The sequence below is a fragment of the Massilia sp. P2_C2 genome (assembly GCF_056404615.1).
The window spans coordinates 1-17,581 of sequence record NZ_JBFUDR010000120.1 but is presented as its reverse complement, the minus strand read 5'-3'; the positions used below and the strand labels follow the sequence as shown (position 1 = coordinate 17,581).

Genomic DNA, 17,581 nt, shown 5'->3' with positions numbered 1-17,581 from the left:
CAGGTTCGCGAAGGGTTGCGCGTGGGCGTCGCGGTGGATGGTTCGCAGCCAGGACTGCCCGTCGTCGTCCAGCCAGTCCGGATCCGAATACTTGATGCGATTGAACTGCTTCTTCAGTGCCATCGCATTTGGTTTCTGGCCGGCAGCGACCTGGCGGTTCCACTCGGCGAGCGCCCAGTTCCAGACGCGCCGGGCGGTACCGGCAGCGCGCGCGAAATAGTCGCGCTGCGCAGGTGTCGGATCGAGTCGAAGCCGGTGGGACAGGAGCACGATCGTGGATTCCGTTGAGTAGGGCGTTGGACCAAAGCCCGCTGAACAAGTTCCGGATCTCGTCAGAGATGTGCACGGTCGGTGCACGTATCGACACATTCGAGCACCAAGTTGGAAGCCAGGTCGCATCTCCTTCGTCCCCATCGTGTGGGTGCCCGCCCGGCCTGTCAAGACGCACGCGGCGGGACACGATAGCAAAGACCGACAGGACGTAGGACTTGTCCTAAATCGAGCCTATATGTTCGCCAGCCCACACAAGAAGCCGGGCCTGCCGTCTAGGCTTAGGTCTTGGATCAACAGCAGGACAATGCACATGAATCTCAACAACCATATCCAGCCAGCAAGCTCTTCGCTCCAACTGTGGGGCGGCCTCGAATGCACCGTCAATCGCGTACGCGATCAATACTTCTCCCAGATGGAACGCAACGGCCATGCCGAACGGCTTCAGGACCTGGAGCGGTTCGCATCGCTCGGCATCCGCGCCATCCGCTACCCCGTCCTGTGGGAACGCACGGCACCCGATGGCCTCGACTCGGCCGACTGGTCATGGTCGGACGAACGCCTGCCCGTGTTGCAGCAACTGGGCGTGACGCCCATCGTCGGCCTCGTCCACCACGGCAGCGGTCCGCGCCACACGAGCCTCGTCGCGCCGGATTTCGCCGACAAGCTGGCCGAATATGCAGGCGCCGTCGCGCGCCGCTATCCATGGGTCGAATACTGGACCCCCGTCAATGAACCGTGCACGACGGCCCGCTTCTCCGGGCTGAACGGCGTGTGGTACCCGCACGATACGAGCGAGGAAGGCTTCATCCGCACCCTCGTCAACCAGTGCCGCGCCGTCGTGTTGTCGATGCGCGCGATCCGCGCCGTGAATCCGAACGCGAAGCTCGTGCAGACGGACGACCTGTCGCGCACGTACGGCACGCCCGAGATGGCGCAGATCGCGAACTTTTTCAACGAACGCCGCTGGCTGGCGTGGGACATGCTGTGCGGGAAGATCGATCCCGACCATGCGCTGTGGGATTACCTTCTCGAGAACGGCGCCGGCGCCGACGAACTCCTGTGGTTCAAGGACAATGCCTGCCCGCCGGACATCATCGGCGTCAACTACTACATCACGAGCGAACGCTGGCTCGACCACCGCGTCGAGCGCTATCCGGAAAGCCATCGCACCAACTACCGCGGCGTCCCGCACGCCGACATCGAATGCCCGCGCGTGCTGGCCACCCCCACGCCCGGCATCGGCCCCCTGCTGCAGGAAACGTGGGACCGCTACGGCCTGCCCGTCGCCGTCACCGAGGCGCACATCGACGCCAACCGCGAAGACCAGCTGCGCTGGCTCGTGGAAATCTGGAATGCCGCCAGGAAGGTCCAGCAGGGCGGCGCCGACATCCGCGCCGTCACCGTGTGGGCCCTGCTCGGCTCGTTCGACTGGAACTGCCTCGTCACGGCATGCAAGGGCTATTACGAGCCGGGTCCGTTCGACGTGCGCGGCCCGCAGCCGCGTGCGACCGCCGTCGCCACCCTGATGCGCGAACTGGCGAGCGGCCGTCCGCTGTCGCATCCGGTGCTGCAGGGCCAGGGCTGGTGGCGCCGTCCGGGCCGGTTCCTGGCCAAGCCGGTGGCGACCCGCACGGCCGTGGCCGACATCGCCGAGCGCGGCGCCTTCCGCTCCACGTTCCCGCAGCCGATCCTGATCACGGGCGCGACGGGCACGCTGGGCCACGCCTTCGCCCGCATCTGCGAACGCCGCAACCTTGCGTACCACGTGCTCACGCGGCAGGAGATGGACATCGCCGATCCGGCCTCGGTCGAGACGGCAATCGTGCGCTTCAAGCCATGGGCCATCATCAACGCGGGCGGCTATGTGCGCGTCGACGACGCCGAGGGCGACATCCAGCGCTGCATGCGCGAGAACGCCCATGGCCCGACCGTGCTGGCCCTCGCCGCGATCCGCCATGCGCTGCGCTTCATGACGTTCTCCAGCGACCTCGTGTTCGACGGCACGCAGGATCGCCCGTACATCGAGTCCGACAAGGCGGCCCCGCTGGGCGTGTACGGCCGCAGCAAGGCGGACGCGGAGCGGCGCGTGCTCGATGCCGACCCGCAGGCCCTCGTCATCCGCACCAGCGCCTTCTTCGGTCCCTGGGACGAACACAACTTCGTGACGCAGGCGCTGGCCGCGCTGGACGCCGGCCGACCGTTCGCGGCGGCTTCGGACCAGGTCGTGTCGCCGACCTACGTCCCGGACCTCGTCAACGTCTGCCTCGACCTGCTGATCGACCGTGAATGCGGCCTCTGGCACTTGACCAATGGCGCCGCGCTCAGCTGGGCCGACCTGGCGCGCCGCGCGGCCGCCGCAGCCGGCGTCGACGATGTCCTGCTGGAAGCGCGCACGGCCGCCGAGCTGGGCCTGCGCGCACCGCGTCCGCGCAACAGCGCCATGAGCAGCGAACGGGGGCTGCTGTTGCCTTCGTTCGACGATGCCCTGGCGCGCTACCTGCGCGAGCGCGAGATGCCGCAGGAGCAGGCCGGCGGCGTGGACAGCCCGCGCCAGCTGAGCGTCCGCACCTGACCTGTTGTACGGCGTCAACGATGACAGTCGCCCGGTTCGGGCGGCTGTCTTGTCTGGCTGTCTTGTCTTATCATCAAATGTGATAGCAAAGTATTTACGTTAGGAATTTCTTTAGTTACACTACGTTACTTAGCGTTACTTTACGCACTCGAGTGTGACTGACATGTCCAACTTCCCTCTCCGGCCGCTACCCGCGTTACCCGGTATGTATGCAGGCTACCGTATGCTTGCTTTTTTTGCCATGACCGGAGGGCGGGCGTGAAACTCTACCGTGAAGAACCGGGCTGGGCCGAACGCCTGATCGCATCGGCCGCACCGTCCGTCACGCTGCGCTCGGCCGTGCCGCCGCACCTGGCGGGCTTCAAATCCGTGCGCGAACTCGCCAAGATCCGCCTGCGCGCCCTGCTGCACCCACGCCAGACGCCGCGCTGGCTGCAACTCCTCAATGCGCATCCGGCGTTCTCGGAATACGTGCGCAACTGCCCGCGTTTCCTGTACAAGGTCTACCGGCCGTACATCAGCCACGCACTGGATGCCGAGGCACGCCTGGATGCGATCCGCGCGCACTACGAGTTCATGTTCCGGCGCGGCCTGGGCCAGACGCTGGCACGCGCCTGCCTGGGGCCCGTCGTGCTGGCCGAAGCGGAGGGCAGGAGCGGCCTGCGCTACCAGATCCAGTTGCGCACCGTGACCATGTTCGACCGCGAGGGAGAACTGGTACTGCAGCTGACCCAGGACGACAAGGCGTTGTACACGGTCGCGTTCACGATAGCGCCGCGCAATGGCAGGCCGGCCGTCAGCATCGGCTGCATCCAGGGCGGCAAGACCAAGGATGCGCGCGAGGCGATCCGCGCGGCCACGCGCGAACTGCACGGCATCCGGCCGAAGCAGTTGATGGCGACCCTCGTCCGCCAGCTGGGCCATGCATATGGCTGCGAACGGATGCTGATGGTCTCGAACCGCAACCGCGTGATCTACAAGGCRATCCGCAACGGCCGCGTACTGGCCGACTACGACCAGCTGTGGGAAGAAATGGGCGCCACGGTGCGGCCCGACGGCGACTGGGAGCTGGACTGCGCACCAGTGGCGGCGCCGAATATGGAGAACATTCCGTCGAAGAAGCGGTCGGAGGCGCGCAAGCGGCACGAGCTGGTCAGCGACCTGGCCAACGAGGTCTGTTCAGCATTGCGGTAGGGTGGGCACCCCGTGCCCACCCTACGGTTGTCGCAGTGCCGGCGTGCCACGGGCGTCACGCCCTGGCGGCGTTGTCGCGTGCCGGCATGAGGATCGGCGCCAGCTCGCTCCACACGCGTTCCACGCTCATCTTGTTCATGCAATCGTGGTGCCCCAGCGGGCATTCGCGTTTGCGGCATGGCGAGCATTCGAGGCGCAGCGACACCGTGCGCGCCACCTCGGACAGCGGCGGCGCATAGTCCGGATCCGTCGAGCCATACAGGGCCACCACGGGGCGGTTCAGCGCCGACGCGATGTGCAGCAGGCCGGAGTCGTTGGAGACGACCGCTCTGACCCGCGCCAGCAGGGCGATGGCGTCGTCGAGCGACGTCTGCCCGGCCAGGTTCAGCACCGCGGCCCCGGCCCCGCCGGCGTGCTGCTGTACCTGTTCGCACGTCTCGCGGTCGTTCGGGGAGCCCAGCAGCACGACCTGCACACCCGGCACGGCGTCGACCACCCGCGCCGCCAGGGTGCCATAGTGCGCGGGCGGCCAGCGCTTGGCGATGCCGAACTCGGCGCCCGGTGCGAAGGCGACGAGCGGACGCGTCGGGTCGACGCCGAGGCGCTTCCCCACCTGTTCCGTCTCCTCTCCGCCGACGACGAGGCAGGGACGCGTCAGCTTGCCCGGCAGCGGCAGCTGCGGCTCGCATGCGAGGGCCGCGTAGAACGGCACCATCGAGCGCGGGGGAGAATCGTCGTGGTGCATGACATTGACCATCCCGTAGCGCATCTCGCCCTTGTAGCCGACGCGGCGCGGAATACGCGCCAGCCACGGGATCAGCGCGTATTTCAGGGTATTCGGCAACACGTAGGCATCGCTGTAGCCGCGCTCCTTCAGCAGGCGCGCGTAGCGCCAGCGTTCGCCCAGCTGCAGGGCGCGGTGCCGGAAAGGTGTCACCAGGATGTCGTCCGCTTCCTGGATGCGGCGCCACACGGGCACCACCTGCGGCGGCGCCAGCACGTCGATGGCACGCTCCGGGTGCGCCTGTTTGAGCAGGCGCAGCAGCGGCTGGGCCATCACGGCGTCGCCGATCCAGTTCGGCGAAATGACCAGGGTGCGCGCCTTGTCACTCATTGCCGTTCCTGCTTACGTCTCTTCCACCAGCGCCGAGAACTGCAGGCGGTAGAGGTTGGCGTACATGCCGCCCTGCGCCAGCAACTGGTCGTGCGTGCCCTGCTCGACGATGCGGCCATGCTCCATCACGACGATCAGGTCGGCGCCTTCGATGGTCGACAGGCGGTGCGCGATCACGAACGTGGTGCGGCCCGCCATCAACGTATCGAGGGCGGCCTGCACGGCGCGTTCGGATTCGTTGTCGAGGGCGGACGTGGCTTCGTCCAGGATCAGGATCGGCGCATCCTTGTAGATGGCGCGTGCGATGGCCACGCGCTGGCGCTGCCCGCCCGACAGGCGCATGCCGTTCTCGCCGATCATCGTGTCCACGCCTTCCGGCAGGCGCTCGACGACGTCGGCCAGGTGCGCGGCACGGATGGCGGCATGAAGGCGCGCCTCGTCGACCTGCTCGACGCCGTAGGCGATGTTGGCGCGCAGCGTGTCGTCGAACAGCACGACGTTCTGGCTCACGAGGGCCAGCTGGGCGCGCAGYGACGCCATCTTGATGTCCTGGTACGGGATGCCGTCCAGCAGGATACGGCCGGATTCCGGCTCGTAGAAACGCGTGACGAGGTTGACGAACGTCGACTTGCCGCCGCCGGACATGCCGACCAGCGCGACGGTCTGGCCCGGCTTCACGTCCAGCGAGACGTCGTCCAGCGCCAGCGACTGGGCGTTGGGGTAGCGGAACTTCACGTGCTCGAAGCGCATGTGGCCCTGCGCGCGCGCGATGGTGCGCGTGCCGGGGTCGTGCTCGGCGGGCGCGTCGATCAATTCGAAGACCGTTTCGGCGGCGGCAATGCCGCGTTGCATCGGACCGTTCACTTCGGCCAACGCCTTCAACGGCGTGAGCAGCATCAGCATCAAGGTGACGAAGCGGGTGAATTGGCCGACCGTCATGTCGGCCCGCAACGCCAGCACCACGACGACGGACAGCGCCAGCGACGTGGCGATCTGGGTCACGGGCGTCGTCGCCGCGAACGCCACCGTCATGCGTTGCGAAAAGCCGCGCAGTGCCTCGCTGCGCAGGAAGAATCTGCGGTTCTCGTAGTTCTCGCCCGAGAACACGCGGATCACCTGGTGGCCCCGCGCCGCTTCCTCGACCACCTGGGTCATCTCGGCCGTCACGCGCTGGTTCTCGCGGTTCAGGTGACGCAGGCGGCGACTCGTCGTGCGCACGATCACGGCCGTCAGCGGCACGACGACGATCGCCACGAGGGTCAGCATCCAGTTCAGCCACAGCAGCGAGCCGAGCAGGCCGATCACGACGAGCACGTCGCGCACGAACGAGATGAACACGGACTGGATCATGTCCACGACCTGGCGCACGTCGCCGACGACGGTGTTGATCACCTTGCCGGTCGATTCTTCATGGAAACGCCCGACCGGCAGGCGCAGCAACCGCGCGAAGGCCTGGCCGCGCAAGTCGTTCAGCACGCGGGAGAGTACCCAGTTGTTGTAATAGGCGGTGGCGAACGTGCCGATGCCGCGCAGGACGAAAATCGACACGAGCACACCGGGGATCCACCACAGGCTGAACGGCACCTTGTTGTTGAAGCCCTTGTCCATCAGCAGTTCCAGGGCCTTGCCCAGCAACGGCTGGGTGGCGGCCGTCAACGCCATCGCGAGCAGCGACAGGAACGCGCGCCCGCGATAGGGTTTCAGGATCGCCCACAGGCGCTTGATGATGACACTGTTATCCAATTTTTTCTTCCGCGTTCAAGCAATAACCCATGAGCAGAAACACCATGAGCGCGTAGAACACGCTGCCCTTCATGGACCAGAAAATCACTTCCGTCAGGCCGAAGCCGATATAGCCGAGCACCACCAGTGCCCCGCCCAGCGCGACCGCGAACTGCGGCGTGCGCATGGCGTGTTCGCCATCCCGTCCCAACCGGCGCAGGAAGAAGCACAGGGGTGCGACCAGCGTGGCGGCCCAGATGACGAAGCCGACCGCGCCGCCGGTCACCAGGACCTGCAACCCGTCATTATGCATGTGCGGCAGCTCGAGCACCCTCGAGTCGAACCTGCCTTCCTTCCCGTACTCCGCCAGCCGCGCGCGGTCTGCGTCGAAATCCATGCCGACCAGCGGGTGTTCGCGGATCAGCATCCCGGCGCCCTTCCACAGTTCGAGCCGAATGCCGACATGTGACCACACGGGGCCGCCCTCGTACCAGGCGCGGGCTTCCTGTACACCCTGAAGGAAACGCCCTTGTACGCCTAGCGCCGGCGTGAACCAGGCCGCCGCCAGCACGGCGACGCCGGCCGCCAGCAGGACGCGCACCCGACGGCCGTCGACGCGAGCCAGGTGGCGCCCCAGCACCAGCACTGCCAGCGCCAATGCCGCCAACCCGCCGCGGGTTCCCGTCAGCACGGAGGCCGCGAGCCCTGCCAGCGCGCCGATGCCGGCCAATAACGCATCGCGCGGACGCTTCCGCATGTCGATCGCGCCGGCCAGGGCCAGCAGCGCCAGCACCATGGCGAGGTCACCGAACGTGATCGGATTGATCCATACGCCCGGCCGCTCGATGTGCAGGACGAAGCGCTGCCACGCAACGAACGGCAGCGCCGCCACGGCACCGGCACTCGCGCCCCACCACAGCGACCGGCGCGGCGCGCGCACGGCCACTACCACGGCCAGCGCACTCACGGCCAGGAGCATGCGCAACGGCTTGTCCAGCACGCTAAACTTTTCACCCCGCAACACCATGCACGCCAGGATGAACAGGACATGTGCCAGAAAGGCCAGCACGACCCAGCGCACCTGCGGCCAATGGCGCACCAGGGCGTCGCGGCCCGGCTTGAACAATACCAGAGCGCAGGCCATGAACAGGAAACTCGTAAGGCTCACGCCGAACGAGGTGACGAGGCTCAAAAAGGGAAACAAAAAGGCCAGGGAGCCGACCCAGACCCGCATCGGCTCCCTCGGATTCATCTGATTACTGTTCATTGATATTCTTGTGGGATACTCTTGCCCTTAAAGACAGGAGTGTACACTGGACCTTATGCGTTACGCTCACGCACACAGAATCTCGGTCGTGATCACCACCTATAACCGGCCGGACGCGCTGGAAGCAGTGGTGCGGGCATGTTTTATGCAAAACGACAAGAATTTCGAAATCATTATCGCTGATGACGGTTCGACTGCCAACACACGTGCCTGCATAGAACGGCTCGCGGCGGCCGCGCCGATGCCTGTACACCACGTCTGGCAACCCGACCAGGGTTTTCGCGCCGCCATGGCACGCAACCGTGGCACCCTGGCCGCCACCGGCGAGTACATCGTGTTCCTGGACGGCGACTGCATCCCGCAGCGCGATTTCATCGCCCGCCACCGCGCACTGTCCCAGCCCGGCTGCCTCGTGTCCGGCAGCCGCATCCTGATGTCCGAAGCGTTGACGCGCCGCGTGCTGGACGATGGCATCGACATCGCCGCCACGTCCCCTCTGACGCGCCTGCGCTGGCGCCTTCGCGGGGACCTGAACAAGACCCTGCAGCCGCTGGGGTTGCGCTGGCCCGACGCGGCACGCACGTCGCGCAAGTTTTCCTGGAGGCGCATCAAGAGTTGCAACCTGGCCGTGTGGCGCAGCGACCTCGATAAGGTCAATGGTTTCGACGAGAGTTTCACGGGCTGGGGCCACGAGGATTCCGACCTCGTCGTACGCCTGTTCCACGCCGGCGTCATGCGCAAGGACGGTGCCTTTGCCACCGAGGTTTTTCACCTGTGGCATCGGGAGGCGCAGCGCGACCAGGAGACGAGCAACCGGCGCGTCGTGCTGGAACGCGCCGCAGGCAAGGTCACGCAGGCGACGATCGGGTTACGCGAGCACGTGCACGACGCGGCATAACCGTCGTCGTGCCTGCGCCCGGGCGATTCAGAACAGGTAGGAGGCGGCGATACCGATGACCCACTGGTTCTCGTTGCCGTGCCGCTCGACCACCGGACTGTCCTTCGCGTCGTTCAGCAGGTGCTCGTAACGGCCGCCGAGCGTGATCAGCCATTGCGGGTCGATCTGGGACGACAGGGAAAATGGAATCTTGATGGACGTCAGCCCGCCCTGGGCATGATACGGTATGCCGCCCCGTTCCGGATACAACGCGAGGTCGCTGCCGTGGATACCGAAGTAGCGGTCGGCAAAATGGTCGCTGGCAAAGAACAGACCGAATCCGACCGTCCCCAATAACGGCTTGCCGCCAAGCCCCGTCGGGAACGGGTGAAAATACGTTGCGCGGATATTGCCCGTGGCGCCATCGTAGACGTTATTCGTGTTCCAGGTTACGTCGCCGGTGAAGACCACCTTGTGCAGCGGGTTACTGTCGAGCGGCATGTGGTAAGCCACGAAGGCGCCCATCTCGGTGGCGCTGGGGATAGGCTGCATGTGCTTGACGACCCCGTTGTCGACGTCGTCGTCGCGCCGCTGGCGCCAGCGGACGACCGGACCGATCCGCCATTCCCGGATCGGCGACAGGTTGAGCCGGATTTCCGGGCCGATCACCTGCACGTACATCGGGTTGCCCCAGGCGTCGAAGTTATAGTGCAGCAACGGTGCAGCGGCACCTTTCTGCTTGTCGGAACCGTAGAAATCGGGCACTGCGAACACGCCGAGGCCGACCAGGTTGGTGTCGCCGCTAAACTGCAGTGGAATGATTTCCTGCGCGGACGCGCCGTGACTGAACATCATCGCGGCCGTGGCCGCCAGGCCCGCGCTCCAAAGTTTGGAATGGGTCATGCTCGCCTCCTGGGTTGGATAGGACGTCACGGGTTATGCCGTGTCGATGCAATCCATCGTACGGGGAGAGGTCCCGGGAGCCGTTTGCGACGCCTCAAAGGCGCGGGATGAACTATAGTGTTGGGAAATTGTCGCGTTCCGCGATTTACGCGGCTGCCACGAGGGTGGAAGCTGCGGGCGGCAAGGCATGCAACCTGCATAAAACGCACAGACCTGTGTCGTGCTCCCGCCACAAATATGCCTTGGCAGCGATGACTATTATCGTTCGCAACCTTCATGCGCTTGGTGGGCTCGGGGAGCCCACCCTACGGCCAACCATTATATGGTGAACATGGGAGCGCCATCGTAGGGTGGCCACCCCGTGCCCACCACACCGTGATCAATACTCGACCGCGACCTCTTTGGCCCCGAGATGCAGCTCGAGCGCATACTTCAGCTCATCCGACGGCGCCACGCGCCACGCGTCGCCCAGCTGCAGCGTGCATGGAATGCCCTGCGGCGTCACGCGCAGGCTGACGGGCAGGCCGTTCTCATGGCGGTAAGGCTGCAGGATCTCGGCCAGTTTCGCGGGCGCGATCGAGCACGCCACGTCCATCTCCAGCTTGTGACCGTACTGGATGCGCGCCGCGGCGATGTCGAATACTTTTTCGGCGGTAATGCGCAGCCCGCCGTTAAAGCGGTCTTCCGACACCTTGCCGACGACAAGCAGGAACTCGTCCTCGCGGAAGACGTTCTTGTTCATCTCGAACAATTCGTTGTAGATCGTGACCTCGACGACGCCGGACTTGTCGTCCAGCGCGACGATCAGGATCTTGCCGCGCTGCGTCAGCTGCGTGCGCACGCCGGTGATCACGCCGCACAGCATGCGCGGGTCGCGCGACGGTTCCAGGTCCTTCAGCCTGGTCTTGGCGAACCGGCGCACCTCCTGCGCGTACGAGTCGAACATATGGCCCGACAGGTAGTAGCCGAGCGCAATCTTTTCCTCGGACAATTTCTGGCGATCCGTCCACGGCGTCGCCTTCACGTAGTCCGGCGGCGCCACGAGGTCGGAATCGTCGCCGCCGAACAGGCTCACCTGGTTCGCGGATGCGGCGGCCTGGTCGGCCACTTCGACGGCGAATGCCACGGACGCCAGCAGCACGGCACGGTCGACGCCGAAGCAGTCCATCGCGCCCGCGCGGATCAGCGATTCGATCGTGCGGCGATTGATCTGCTTGCGGTCGACGCGCTTGCAGAAGTCGAACAGGTCCTTGAACTTGCCACCCGATTCGCGCGCCGCGATGATCGCCTCGATCGCGCCCTGCCCCGCGCCCTTCACGCCGCCCAGGCCATAGCGGATGTTCTTCACCGGCTTGCCCGTGACGGACGGCGGCGGGCCTTCCGGCGTGAAGCGGAACTGCGATTCGTTGACGTCCGGCGGCAGGATCGTCAGGCCGCACATGTCGATCGAGTCCTCGACGAGGATCTTGATCTTGTCCGTGTCTTCCATGGCCAGCGACATGTTGGCTGCCATGAACGCGGCGGTGTGATGGACCTTCAGGTAGGCCGTGTGGTACGACAGCAGCGCGTACGCGGCCGCGTGCGACTTGTTGAAGCCGTAGCCCGCGAACTTCTCCATCAGGTCGAAGATCTCGTCGGCCTTTTCGGTCGACAGACCATCCTTCGCGGCGCCGGCGCGGAAGATCGCACGGTGTTCGGCCATTTCCTCGGCCTTCTTCTTGCCCATCGCGCGGCGCAGCATGTCCGCGCCGCCCAGCGAATAGCCGCCGACGATCTGCGCCATCTGCATCACCTGCTCCTGGTAGACCATGATGCCGTAGGTCTCGGACAGGATGCTTTCTGTGCGCGGGTCGGGGTAGTCGAACTTTTCCCCGTGTTTTCTTTTACAGAAGTCGGGAATCAGGTCCATCGGGCCCGGACGGTACAGCGCCACGAGCGCGATGATGTCCTCGAAGCGGTCGGGGCGCGCATCCTTCAGCATGCCCTGCATGCCGCGGCTTTCAAGCTGGAACACGGCGACGGTCTTCGCATCCGTCAGCAGTTTATACGTGGGCCGGTCCGTCAGCGGCAGCCTGGCCAGGTCGAAATCCTTGTCGGCCGGATCGAGCGCGCGGATGTAGTTGACGGCGCGGTCGAGAATGGTCAGGGTGGTCAGGCCCAGGAAGTCGAACTTCACCAGGCCGGCTGCTTCGACGTCGTCCTTGTCGTACTGCGACACGACGCCGGCATCGCCGCCCTGCGTGTACAGCGGACAGAAGTCGGTCAGCTTGCCCGGGGCGATCAGCACGCCACCCGCGTGCATGCCGATGTTGCGGGTGATGCCTTCGACCTGCTGCGCGAGCTCGATCAGCTGCTTCACCTCTTCCTCGTTCTCGAGGCGTTCCTTGAGCATCGGTTCTTCTTCGATCGCCTCGGCGATCGACACCTGCTTGCCCGGCTTGAACGGAATCAGCTTCGAAATGCCGTCGCAGAAGTTGTAGCCGAAATCGAGCACGCGGCCCACGTCGCGGATCGCACCCTTCGCCGCCATCGTACCGAACGTGGCGATCTGCGACACGGCGTCGCGGCCATACAAGTCCTTCACGTGCTGGATCACCAGCTCGCGCTTTTCCTGGCAGAAGTCGATGTCGAAGTCGGGCATCGAGACGCGTTCCGGGTTCAGGAAGCGTTCGAACAGCAGGTTGTATTTCAGCGGGTCGAGGTCGGTGATCTTCAGCGCATACGCGACGAGGGAGCCGGCACCGGAGCCGCGGCCCGGGCCGATCGGCACGCCGTTGTTCTTGCCCCACTGGATGAACTCCGCCACGATGAGGAAGTAGCCCGGGAACTTCATCTTGATGATGGTGTTGTTCTCGAACTCCAGGCGCGCCTCGTAGCGCGGCCGCTCCTTCTCGCGCTGTTCCGGGTCCGGATACAGCTCGACGAGGCGCTCTTCCAGGCCCTTTTTCGTTTCCGCGACAAGGAATTCGTCGATCGTCATGCCCGGCGTCGGGAAGTTCGGCAGCTGCGGCTTGCCGAGCGTCAGGGTCACGTTGCAGCGTTTGGCGATCTCCACGGAATTCGCGAGTGCGCCCGGCAGGTCCTTGAACAGCTCGGCCATCTCGGCCTGCGACTTGAAGCACATGCCTTCATTGAAGCGGCGCACGCGCTTGGCGTTGGCCAGCATCTCGCCCTCGGCGATACAGACGCGCGCTTCGTGGGCGATGAATTCGTCCTTGCTGATGAATTGCACGGGATGCGTCGCGACGACGGGCAGACCCAGGCGGTTCGCCAGCGCCACCGAATGGCGCACCTGCTGCTCCTGGTTCGGCTGGCCGGCGCGCTGGATCTCCACATAGAAATGGCCCGGGAAGATCTGCGTCCAGCGCCGCGCGCAGGCCTCGGCCTTGTCCAGGTCGCCGTTGTCGATGGCCTGGCCGATGTCGCCGAACTGCGCCCCGGAGAGCACGATGAGGGCGTTATCCTGCGGCACGTCCGGTTCCAGCGTGGAGACGGACGTGGCCAGCGCTTCCAGCCACTCGATGCGGATCTCGGCCCGGCCCTTGTACTGGTTCGTGAGCCACGCCTTGGACAGCAGTTCGCACAGCTGCAGATAACCCGTCTTGTTCCTGGCCAGGATCAGCAGGCGGAACGGCTTGTCGCGGTTTTCGTCGTTCGTGATCCACGCATCCACCCCGACGATCGGCTTGACGCCCTTGCCGCGCGCCGCCTTGTAGAAGCGCACGAGGCAGAACGCGTTGGCCAGGTCGGTCACCCCCACGGCCGGCTGCTGGTCGCGGGCGGCGGCAGCGACGAGGTCGTCGATGCGGACAAGGCCGTCAACGATCGAATATTCGGTATGGACGCGGAGGTGGGTGAAGATCGGGGAAGTCATCCTGTCATTTTACCTCGGTCGGCCGAAAGTGAGAGTTGCATCCAGGCACGGTGGAAGGCTTGACAAGACGCGCGGACGTGTTCCCGGGGCCGCTGCTGGCTTATAATAGCCGGCTTCTTTCCCGTTCCATGCGTTCCACGATCATGCACGTCAATATTGCCGCCTATAAGTTCGTCTCCCTCGACAATCTCGAAGAAATGCGCTCGCAATACCAGGCGCTGTGCAACGAGCTCGGGCTGAAGGGAACCGTCCTGCTGACGCCGGAAGGCATCAACATGTTCGTGTCCGGCCCGCGCGAACAGATCGACCGCTACCTCGCCTGGGTGCGCAGCGATGCCCGCCTGGCCGACCTGGAGTGGAAGGAAAGCGTGTCGAACGAACAGTCGCACCGCCGCATGCTGGTCCGCATCAAGAAAGAGATCATCACGATGCGCATGCCACTGATCAAGCCGGAGCTGGGCCGCGCGCCGTCCGTGGCGCCGAAGACACTCAAGCGCTGGCTCGACCAGGGACATGACGACGACGGTGTTCCCGTTATCATGATGGAAACCCGCAACGCCTTCGAAGTCGACGTCGGCACGTTCAACAACACGCTGGACTACCGCATCGACAAATTCAGCGAGTTTCCGGACGTCGTCGCGCGGCACAAGGACGAGCTCAAAGGCAAGACGGTCGTGACCTTTTGCACGGGCGGCATCCGCTGCGAAAAAGCTGCAATCCACATGCAGAACATCGGCTACGACCGCGTCTACCAGCTCGACGGCGGCATCCTGAAGTATTTCGAGGACGTGGGCGGCGACCACTACACGGGCGACTGCTTCGTGTTCGACTACCGTACCGCCCTCAATCCGAAGCTGGAACCGACCGAGACCGTGCAATGCTTCGCCTGCCGTGCCGTCGTCACGCCGCGCCAGCAGCTGGCGCCGGAGTATGTGGTGGGCAAGTCGTGCCCGCATTGCGCCAAGGCGACGGCTACGGCCACGCACGACGCTTCCGCAGAGGCGCGCTGAGCGCGCTTTTGCCTCGCCCGCTCATACCGGCATGTCAGCGCTTGTGGGTACGGATCGCCTGCTTGAGCGCCCGGTAGGCCCGGCGCGCATTCGGCGACAGGTGCTTCTGCCCGGTACTGATCCGCGGCCGTGCCGGCGCCTGGAACATCACGCGCATGACCATGGCRTGTATTCCCGGCATACGCGTCACCATATCGCGCACGCGTTTCTTGAGCCGCGGCCTTTGCAGGACAAACTTGACGGCATGGCGCAGCGGACTGGCGATGAGTTGTTGGATGACAGCTTGCATTGCGATATCCCCTCAGGCCTCGGCTGACACTACGAGAACCCCGCGCCGTTGCAGGTCCTGGAGCCGCGCGATACGTGCCGCATCGCCGTCGTGCGGYAACGCGACGAACGTATCGCCGTGGTGAATTTCGGCGACCTCATCCGTGAGCGCCTTTGCGGGGCAACCCAGCAGCTGCAGCGCGTACTGACGCGCATAGCGATAACGTCCTTCCTTGTCCAGGTAAACGGGCTCGACGCGGTACGCCTCGACAGGTTCGCGCAAGCGCTGCGTCAACCCGGCAACGGCCGCGCTGCGCGCATCACTGCCGGGATCGATCTCGACCAGCCGCTGCGGCAGTCGCAACCGCGGCGGCAGACATTGCGTCAACGCCTGGGAAAAGCCGAACAGGTCCGCGTCATGCTCCGGACCGGGATCGAGCTGTGCCACTGCAGATACCACGATTGCCGGACTGTGGTGATAGTCGTGGTAAGTCTGCTCGATCGCATGCGCATACCGGTCTGCGCAACGGCGTGGCGCGTGCATGGTACGGATGACCTCCCGGCTGCGCTCGCCGAGGTGGCGCCGCTGCGCTGGATCGTCGCGCAGGCTCTGCAACGCCGCCGCCAGTTCCTCGTCCTGGAAGCGGTCCGCCAGCTTGACAACGGCATCATCGGGAAGATCGGTCAGGCTGCCGTGCGCATTCACGATGGTCGCCAGCCCGTAATTCATGCAGTCCAGCACCGTGCCGGACGTCTCACCGCGCGAATTGGTGCGCAATTGCACACCCACGTCGGCCGCAGCCAGGTACTGCCGATAAAGCGCGGCGTCGGCCCAGCCGGTAATCCTGATCCGTTCGGGTGCCGGCGAGGCCGCGATCGCCGCCAGCATGGCCGCGCCGTATCCGCCGGCCGTATTCTCGCCGACGAATACCAGCACGCAGTGCGGATCGCGCGCGAGTCCGGTCGCCAGCCAGGCGGACAATAACCTGTCGTTGAGCCTGGTAGGGCCGAGCAGGCCGAAGCTGCACACGACAAAACTGTGCTCGTCCAGACGGAGCGCCTGCCGCGCCTGCCGCCGCTGCACGTCCTGTACCGCGACCCGCAGGTGGGGGATCAGGTACCAGTCATCGGCAGCCGCGCGACCGTACCAGGCACACGCCAGCCTGCGCGAGTTTTCTGAATGAACGATCACGCCCAAGGCTGCGCGCAACACCCGCAGATTGCACGGGTAGGCCAATACGGCGTCAGCGACATCCGGAGCAAACCGCTTTACCAGGGCCGGGTAGCCATGGGATTCGTACAAGGCCTCGGTCCAGGAACCGGGCTCGGCACCAGTAGTCTCGAGGTGAGAGGCAACCATGGACAGAAAGAAATCGTGCAGTACTACCACACCCGGGATCTCTTCCATCAGATCGAACATATGGCTATGGAACGCCGAATTGCCCATGTGGTAGAGCACCCGATCGTAACGCCCGGCGTGTTCGCGGAACCAGTCGAGGCCGCACAAACGGCAATTTGCCTGGATCCACGGATCCTCGACCGATACCTGCGGCGCCACGACGTCGATCTCGTAATAGCGGGCCAGCTCAGGCAGCAATTCGGCGCTGTAGTCGGCGATGCCGCTGCGCTCCGGAGGCAGCGGCGCGACATACGCCAGGCGCGGACGGCGCGCCGGCACCGATGGACCGATACGCGCCGGATGCACCTGCCGGGCTTGCTCGATGGCGGCGATTGCGCGACGCGCTGTCTGATCCCAGGAAAAATTGCCCGCTTGACGCAGGCCATGCTGCTCGAGTTCGTGGCGAAAATCGTCGTCAAGCAGCACCTGCTTCAGCCTGGTTGCCATCGACACGCTGTCACGCGGATCGAACAGGGCATCCTCGCGACCGACGACTTCCGGAAGACTGGAGGTGCCGGCCGCGATGACTGCGCGACCGCAAGACATTGCTTCCAGCGCCGGCAAGCCGAAACCTTCGTGCCAGGATGGAAAGATGAACACCGTGCAAAGATTGTAGAGCAGCACCAGGTCCTCTTCCGGCACGAACCCGGTCAACACCAGCTCGCCCGTCGCCAGCCCGACCTCGGCCGCCAATCGCTCGAGGGCGGTGCGATCGTGGTCCTTGATCGAACAGACGATCGCCAGTTGCAGGCCGGAGCGCACCGTGGCCGGCAGGGATGCATACGCGTGCAGCAAACCATCGATGTTCTTGCGATGATCGATACCGCCTGTGTACATGACGTAACGGCCGTGCAGGCCGTAACGCGCGCGGATCGCACTGTCCTGCGCGTCCGACAGCATCATGGGCGTGAAGTGGGCATCGGCGGCGGTCGAGATATTGACGCAGGCCGCGGCATCGAACCCGAGATGGTGAATTGCTTCCTGGCGCGACGATTCGGAAATCGACAGCAACAGGTTGGCGCGGCGCAGCGAATCGAGCCGGGTTTCATACCAGTTCGTCACGACCGGATTGACCAGGTAAACGTCACGCTGGATGAACGGGATCAAAT

At 65.0% G+C, this 17,581-nt stretch carries 12 protein-coding genes; 4 read left to right on the top strand and 8 right to left on the bottom strand.

Going from position 1 to position 17,581, the window contains the following annotated elements; translation table 11 throughout:
• Positions 1–270: helix-turn-helix domain-containing protein (locus AC1DYX_RS15480; RefSeq protein WP_477260281.1), on the bottom strand; the 270-nt coding region annotated here is incomplete at its 3' end.
• A gap of 313 nt (positions 271–583) precedes the next feature.
• Between AC1DYX_RS15480 and AC1DYX_RS15475 the strand changes: the two genes are divergently transcribed.
• Both AC1DYX_RS15475 and AC1DYX_RS15470 read left to right on the top strand, forming a co-directional pair.
• Positions 584–2,845, top strand: coding sequence for a family 1 glycosylhydrolase (locus AC1DYX_RS15475; RefSeq protein ID WP_477260278.1), 2,262 nt, complete (start codon positions 584–586; stop codon positions 2,843–2,845).
• Positions 2,846–3,103: 258 nt separating this feature from the next.
• The gene (locus AC1DYX_RS15470; RefSeq protein WP_477260276.1) at positions 3,104–4,039 is read left to right on the top strand and encodes a VirK/YbjX family protein; all 936 of its coding nucleotides are present in this window, start codon (positions 3,104–3,106) and stop codon (positions 4,037–4,039) included.
• Positions 4,040–4,094: 55 nt separating this feature from the next.
• On the opposite strand, the gene waaF is transcribed toward AC1DYX_RS15470, so the two are convergent.
• From waaF to AC1DYX_RS15455, 3 genes are read right to left on the bottom strand one after another with little or no spacing between them, the layout of a single operon-like run.
• Complete coding sequence (waaF, locus tag AC1DYX_RS15465) at positions 4,095–5,153, bottom strand: lipopolysaccharide heptosyltransferase II (protein ID WP_477260274.1); 1,059 nt, start codon at positions 5,151–5,153, stop codon at positions 4,095–4,097.
• 12 nt (positions 5,154–5,165) lie between these two features.
• Positions 5,166–6,896 carry a lipid A export permease/ATP-binding protein MsbA gene (msbA, locus tag AC1DYX_RS15460; RefSeq protein WP_477260272.1) on the bottom strand — a complete coding sequence of 577 codons (1,731 nt, stop codon included), beginning with the start codon at positions 6,894–6,896 and terminating at the stop codon, positions 5,166–5,168.
• Positions 6,889–8,142 carry an O-antigen ligase family protein gene (locus AC1DYX_RS15455; protein WP_477260270.1) on the bottom strand — a complete coding sequence of 418 codons (1,254 nt, stop codon included), beginning with the start codon at positions 8,140–8,142 and terminating at the stop codon, positions 6,889–6,891. The genes msbA and AC1DYX_RS15455 overlap by 8 nt, the downstream gene beginning before the upstream one ends.
• 55 nt (positions 8,143–8,197) lie before the next feature.
• On the opposite strand from AC1DYX_RS15455, the gene AC1DYX_RS15450 reads away from it, so the two are divergent.
• Positions 8,198–9,040, top strand: a complete 843-nt coding sequence (locus tag AC1DYX_RS15450; protein WP_477260268.1) for a glycosyltransferase family 2 protein — start codon at positions 8,198–8,200, stop codon at positions 9,038–9,040.
• A gap of 27 nt (positions 9,041–9,067) precedes the next feature.
• Here AC1DYX_RS15450 and AC1DYX_RS15445 read toward each other — a convergent pair whose 3' ends face one another.
• On the bottom strand, positions 9,068–9,922 hold the full coding sequence (locus tag AC1DYX_RS15445; protein ID WP_477260266.1) for a MipA/OmpV family protein: 855 nt from the start codon (positions 9,920–9,922) through the stop codon (positions 9,068–9,070).
• Between the two features lie 379 nt (positions 9,923–10,301).
• A complete protein-coding gene (gene dnaE / locus AC1DYX_RS15440) occupies positions 10,302–13,796 on the bottom strand; it encodes a DNA polymerase III subunit alpha (RefSeq protein ID WP_477260264.1) in 3,495 nt (1,164 codons plus the stop codon).
• Positions 13,797–13,924: 128 nt separating this feature from the next.
• Between dnaE and AC1DYX_RS15435 the strand changes: the two genes are divergently transcribed.
• Positions 13,925–14,806 (top strand): sulfurtransferase, encoded by an 882-nt coding sequence (locus AC1DYX_RS15435; protein ID WP_477260283.1) that lies wholly within the window; start codon positions 13,925–13,927, stop codon positions 14,804–14,806.
• 34 nt (positions 14,807–14,840) lie between these two features.
• Here AC1DYX_RS15435 and AC1DYX_RS15430 read toward each other — a convergent pair whose 3' ends face one another.
• Together AC1DYX_RS15430 and AC1DYX_RS15425 are read right to left on the bottom strand one after the other, a co-directional pair.
• Entirely contained in the window at positions 14,841–15,095 is a 255-nt protein-coding gene (locus tag AC1DYX_RS15430; RefSeq protein ID WP_477260263.1) for a hypothetical protein, read from the bottom strand.
• A 12-nt stretch (positions 15,096–15,107) separates the two neighbouring features.
• On the bottom strand, positions 15,108–17,581 hold a 2,474-nt coding region (locus AC1DYX_RS15425), incomplete at its 5' end, for a glycosyltransferase (protein WP_477260261.1).

Bases quoted from the DNA above. Each gene is read 5' to 3' on its own strand.
- AC1DYX_RS15475 (WP_477260278.1), top strand. From the start codon at position 584: ATGAATCTCAACAACCATATCCAGCCAGCAAGCTCTTCGCTCCAACTG.
- waaF (WP_477260274.1), bottom strand. From the start codon at position 5,153: ATGAGTGACAAGGCGCGCACCCTGGTCATTTCGCCGAACTGGATCGGC.
- AC1DYX_RS15455 (WP_477260270.1), bottom strand. From the start codon at position 8,142: ATGAACAGTAATCAGATGAATCCGAGGGAGCCGATGCGGGTCTGGGTC.
- AC1DYX_RS15450 (WP_477260268.1), top strand. From the start codon at position 8,198: ATGCGTTACGCTCACGCACACAGAATCTCGGTCGTGATCACCACCTAT.
- AC1DYX_RS15445 (WP_477260266.1), bottom strand. From the start codon at position 9,922: ATGACCCATTCCAAACTTTGGAGCGCGGGCCTGGCGGCCACGGCCGCG.
- dnaE (WP_477260264.1), bottom strand. From the start codon at position 13,796: ATGACTTCCCCGATCTTCACCCACCTCCGCGTCCATACCGAATATTCG.
- AC1DYX_RS15435 (WP_477260283.1), top strand. From the start codon at position 13,925: ATGCGTTCCACGATCATGCACGTCAATATTGCCGCCTATAAGTTCGTC.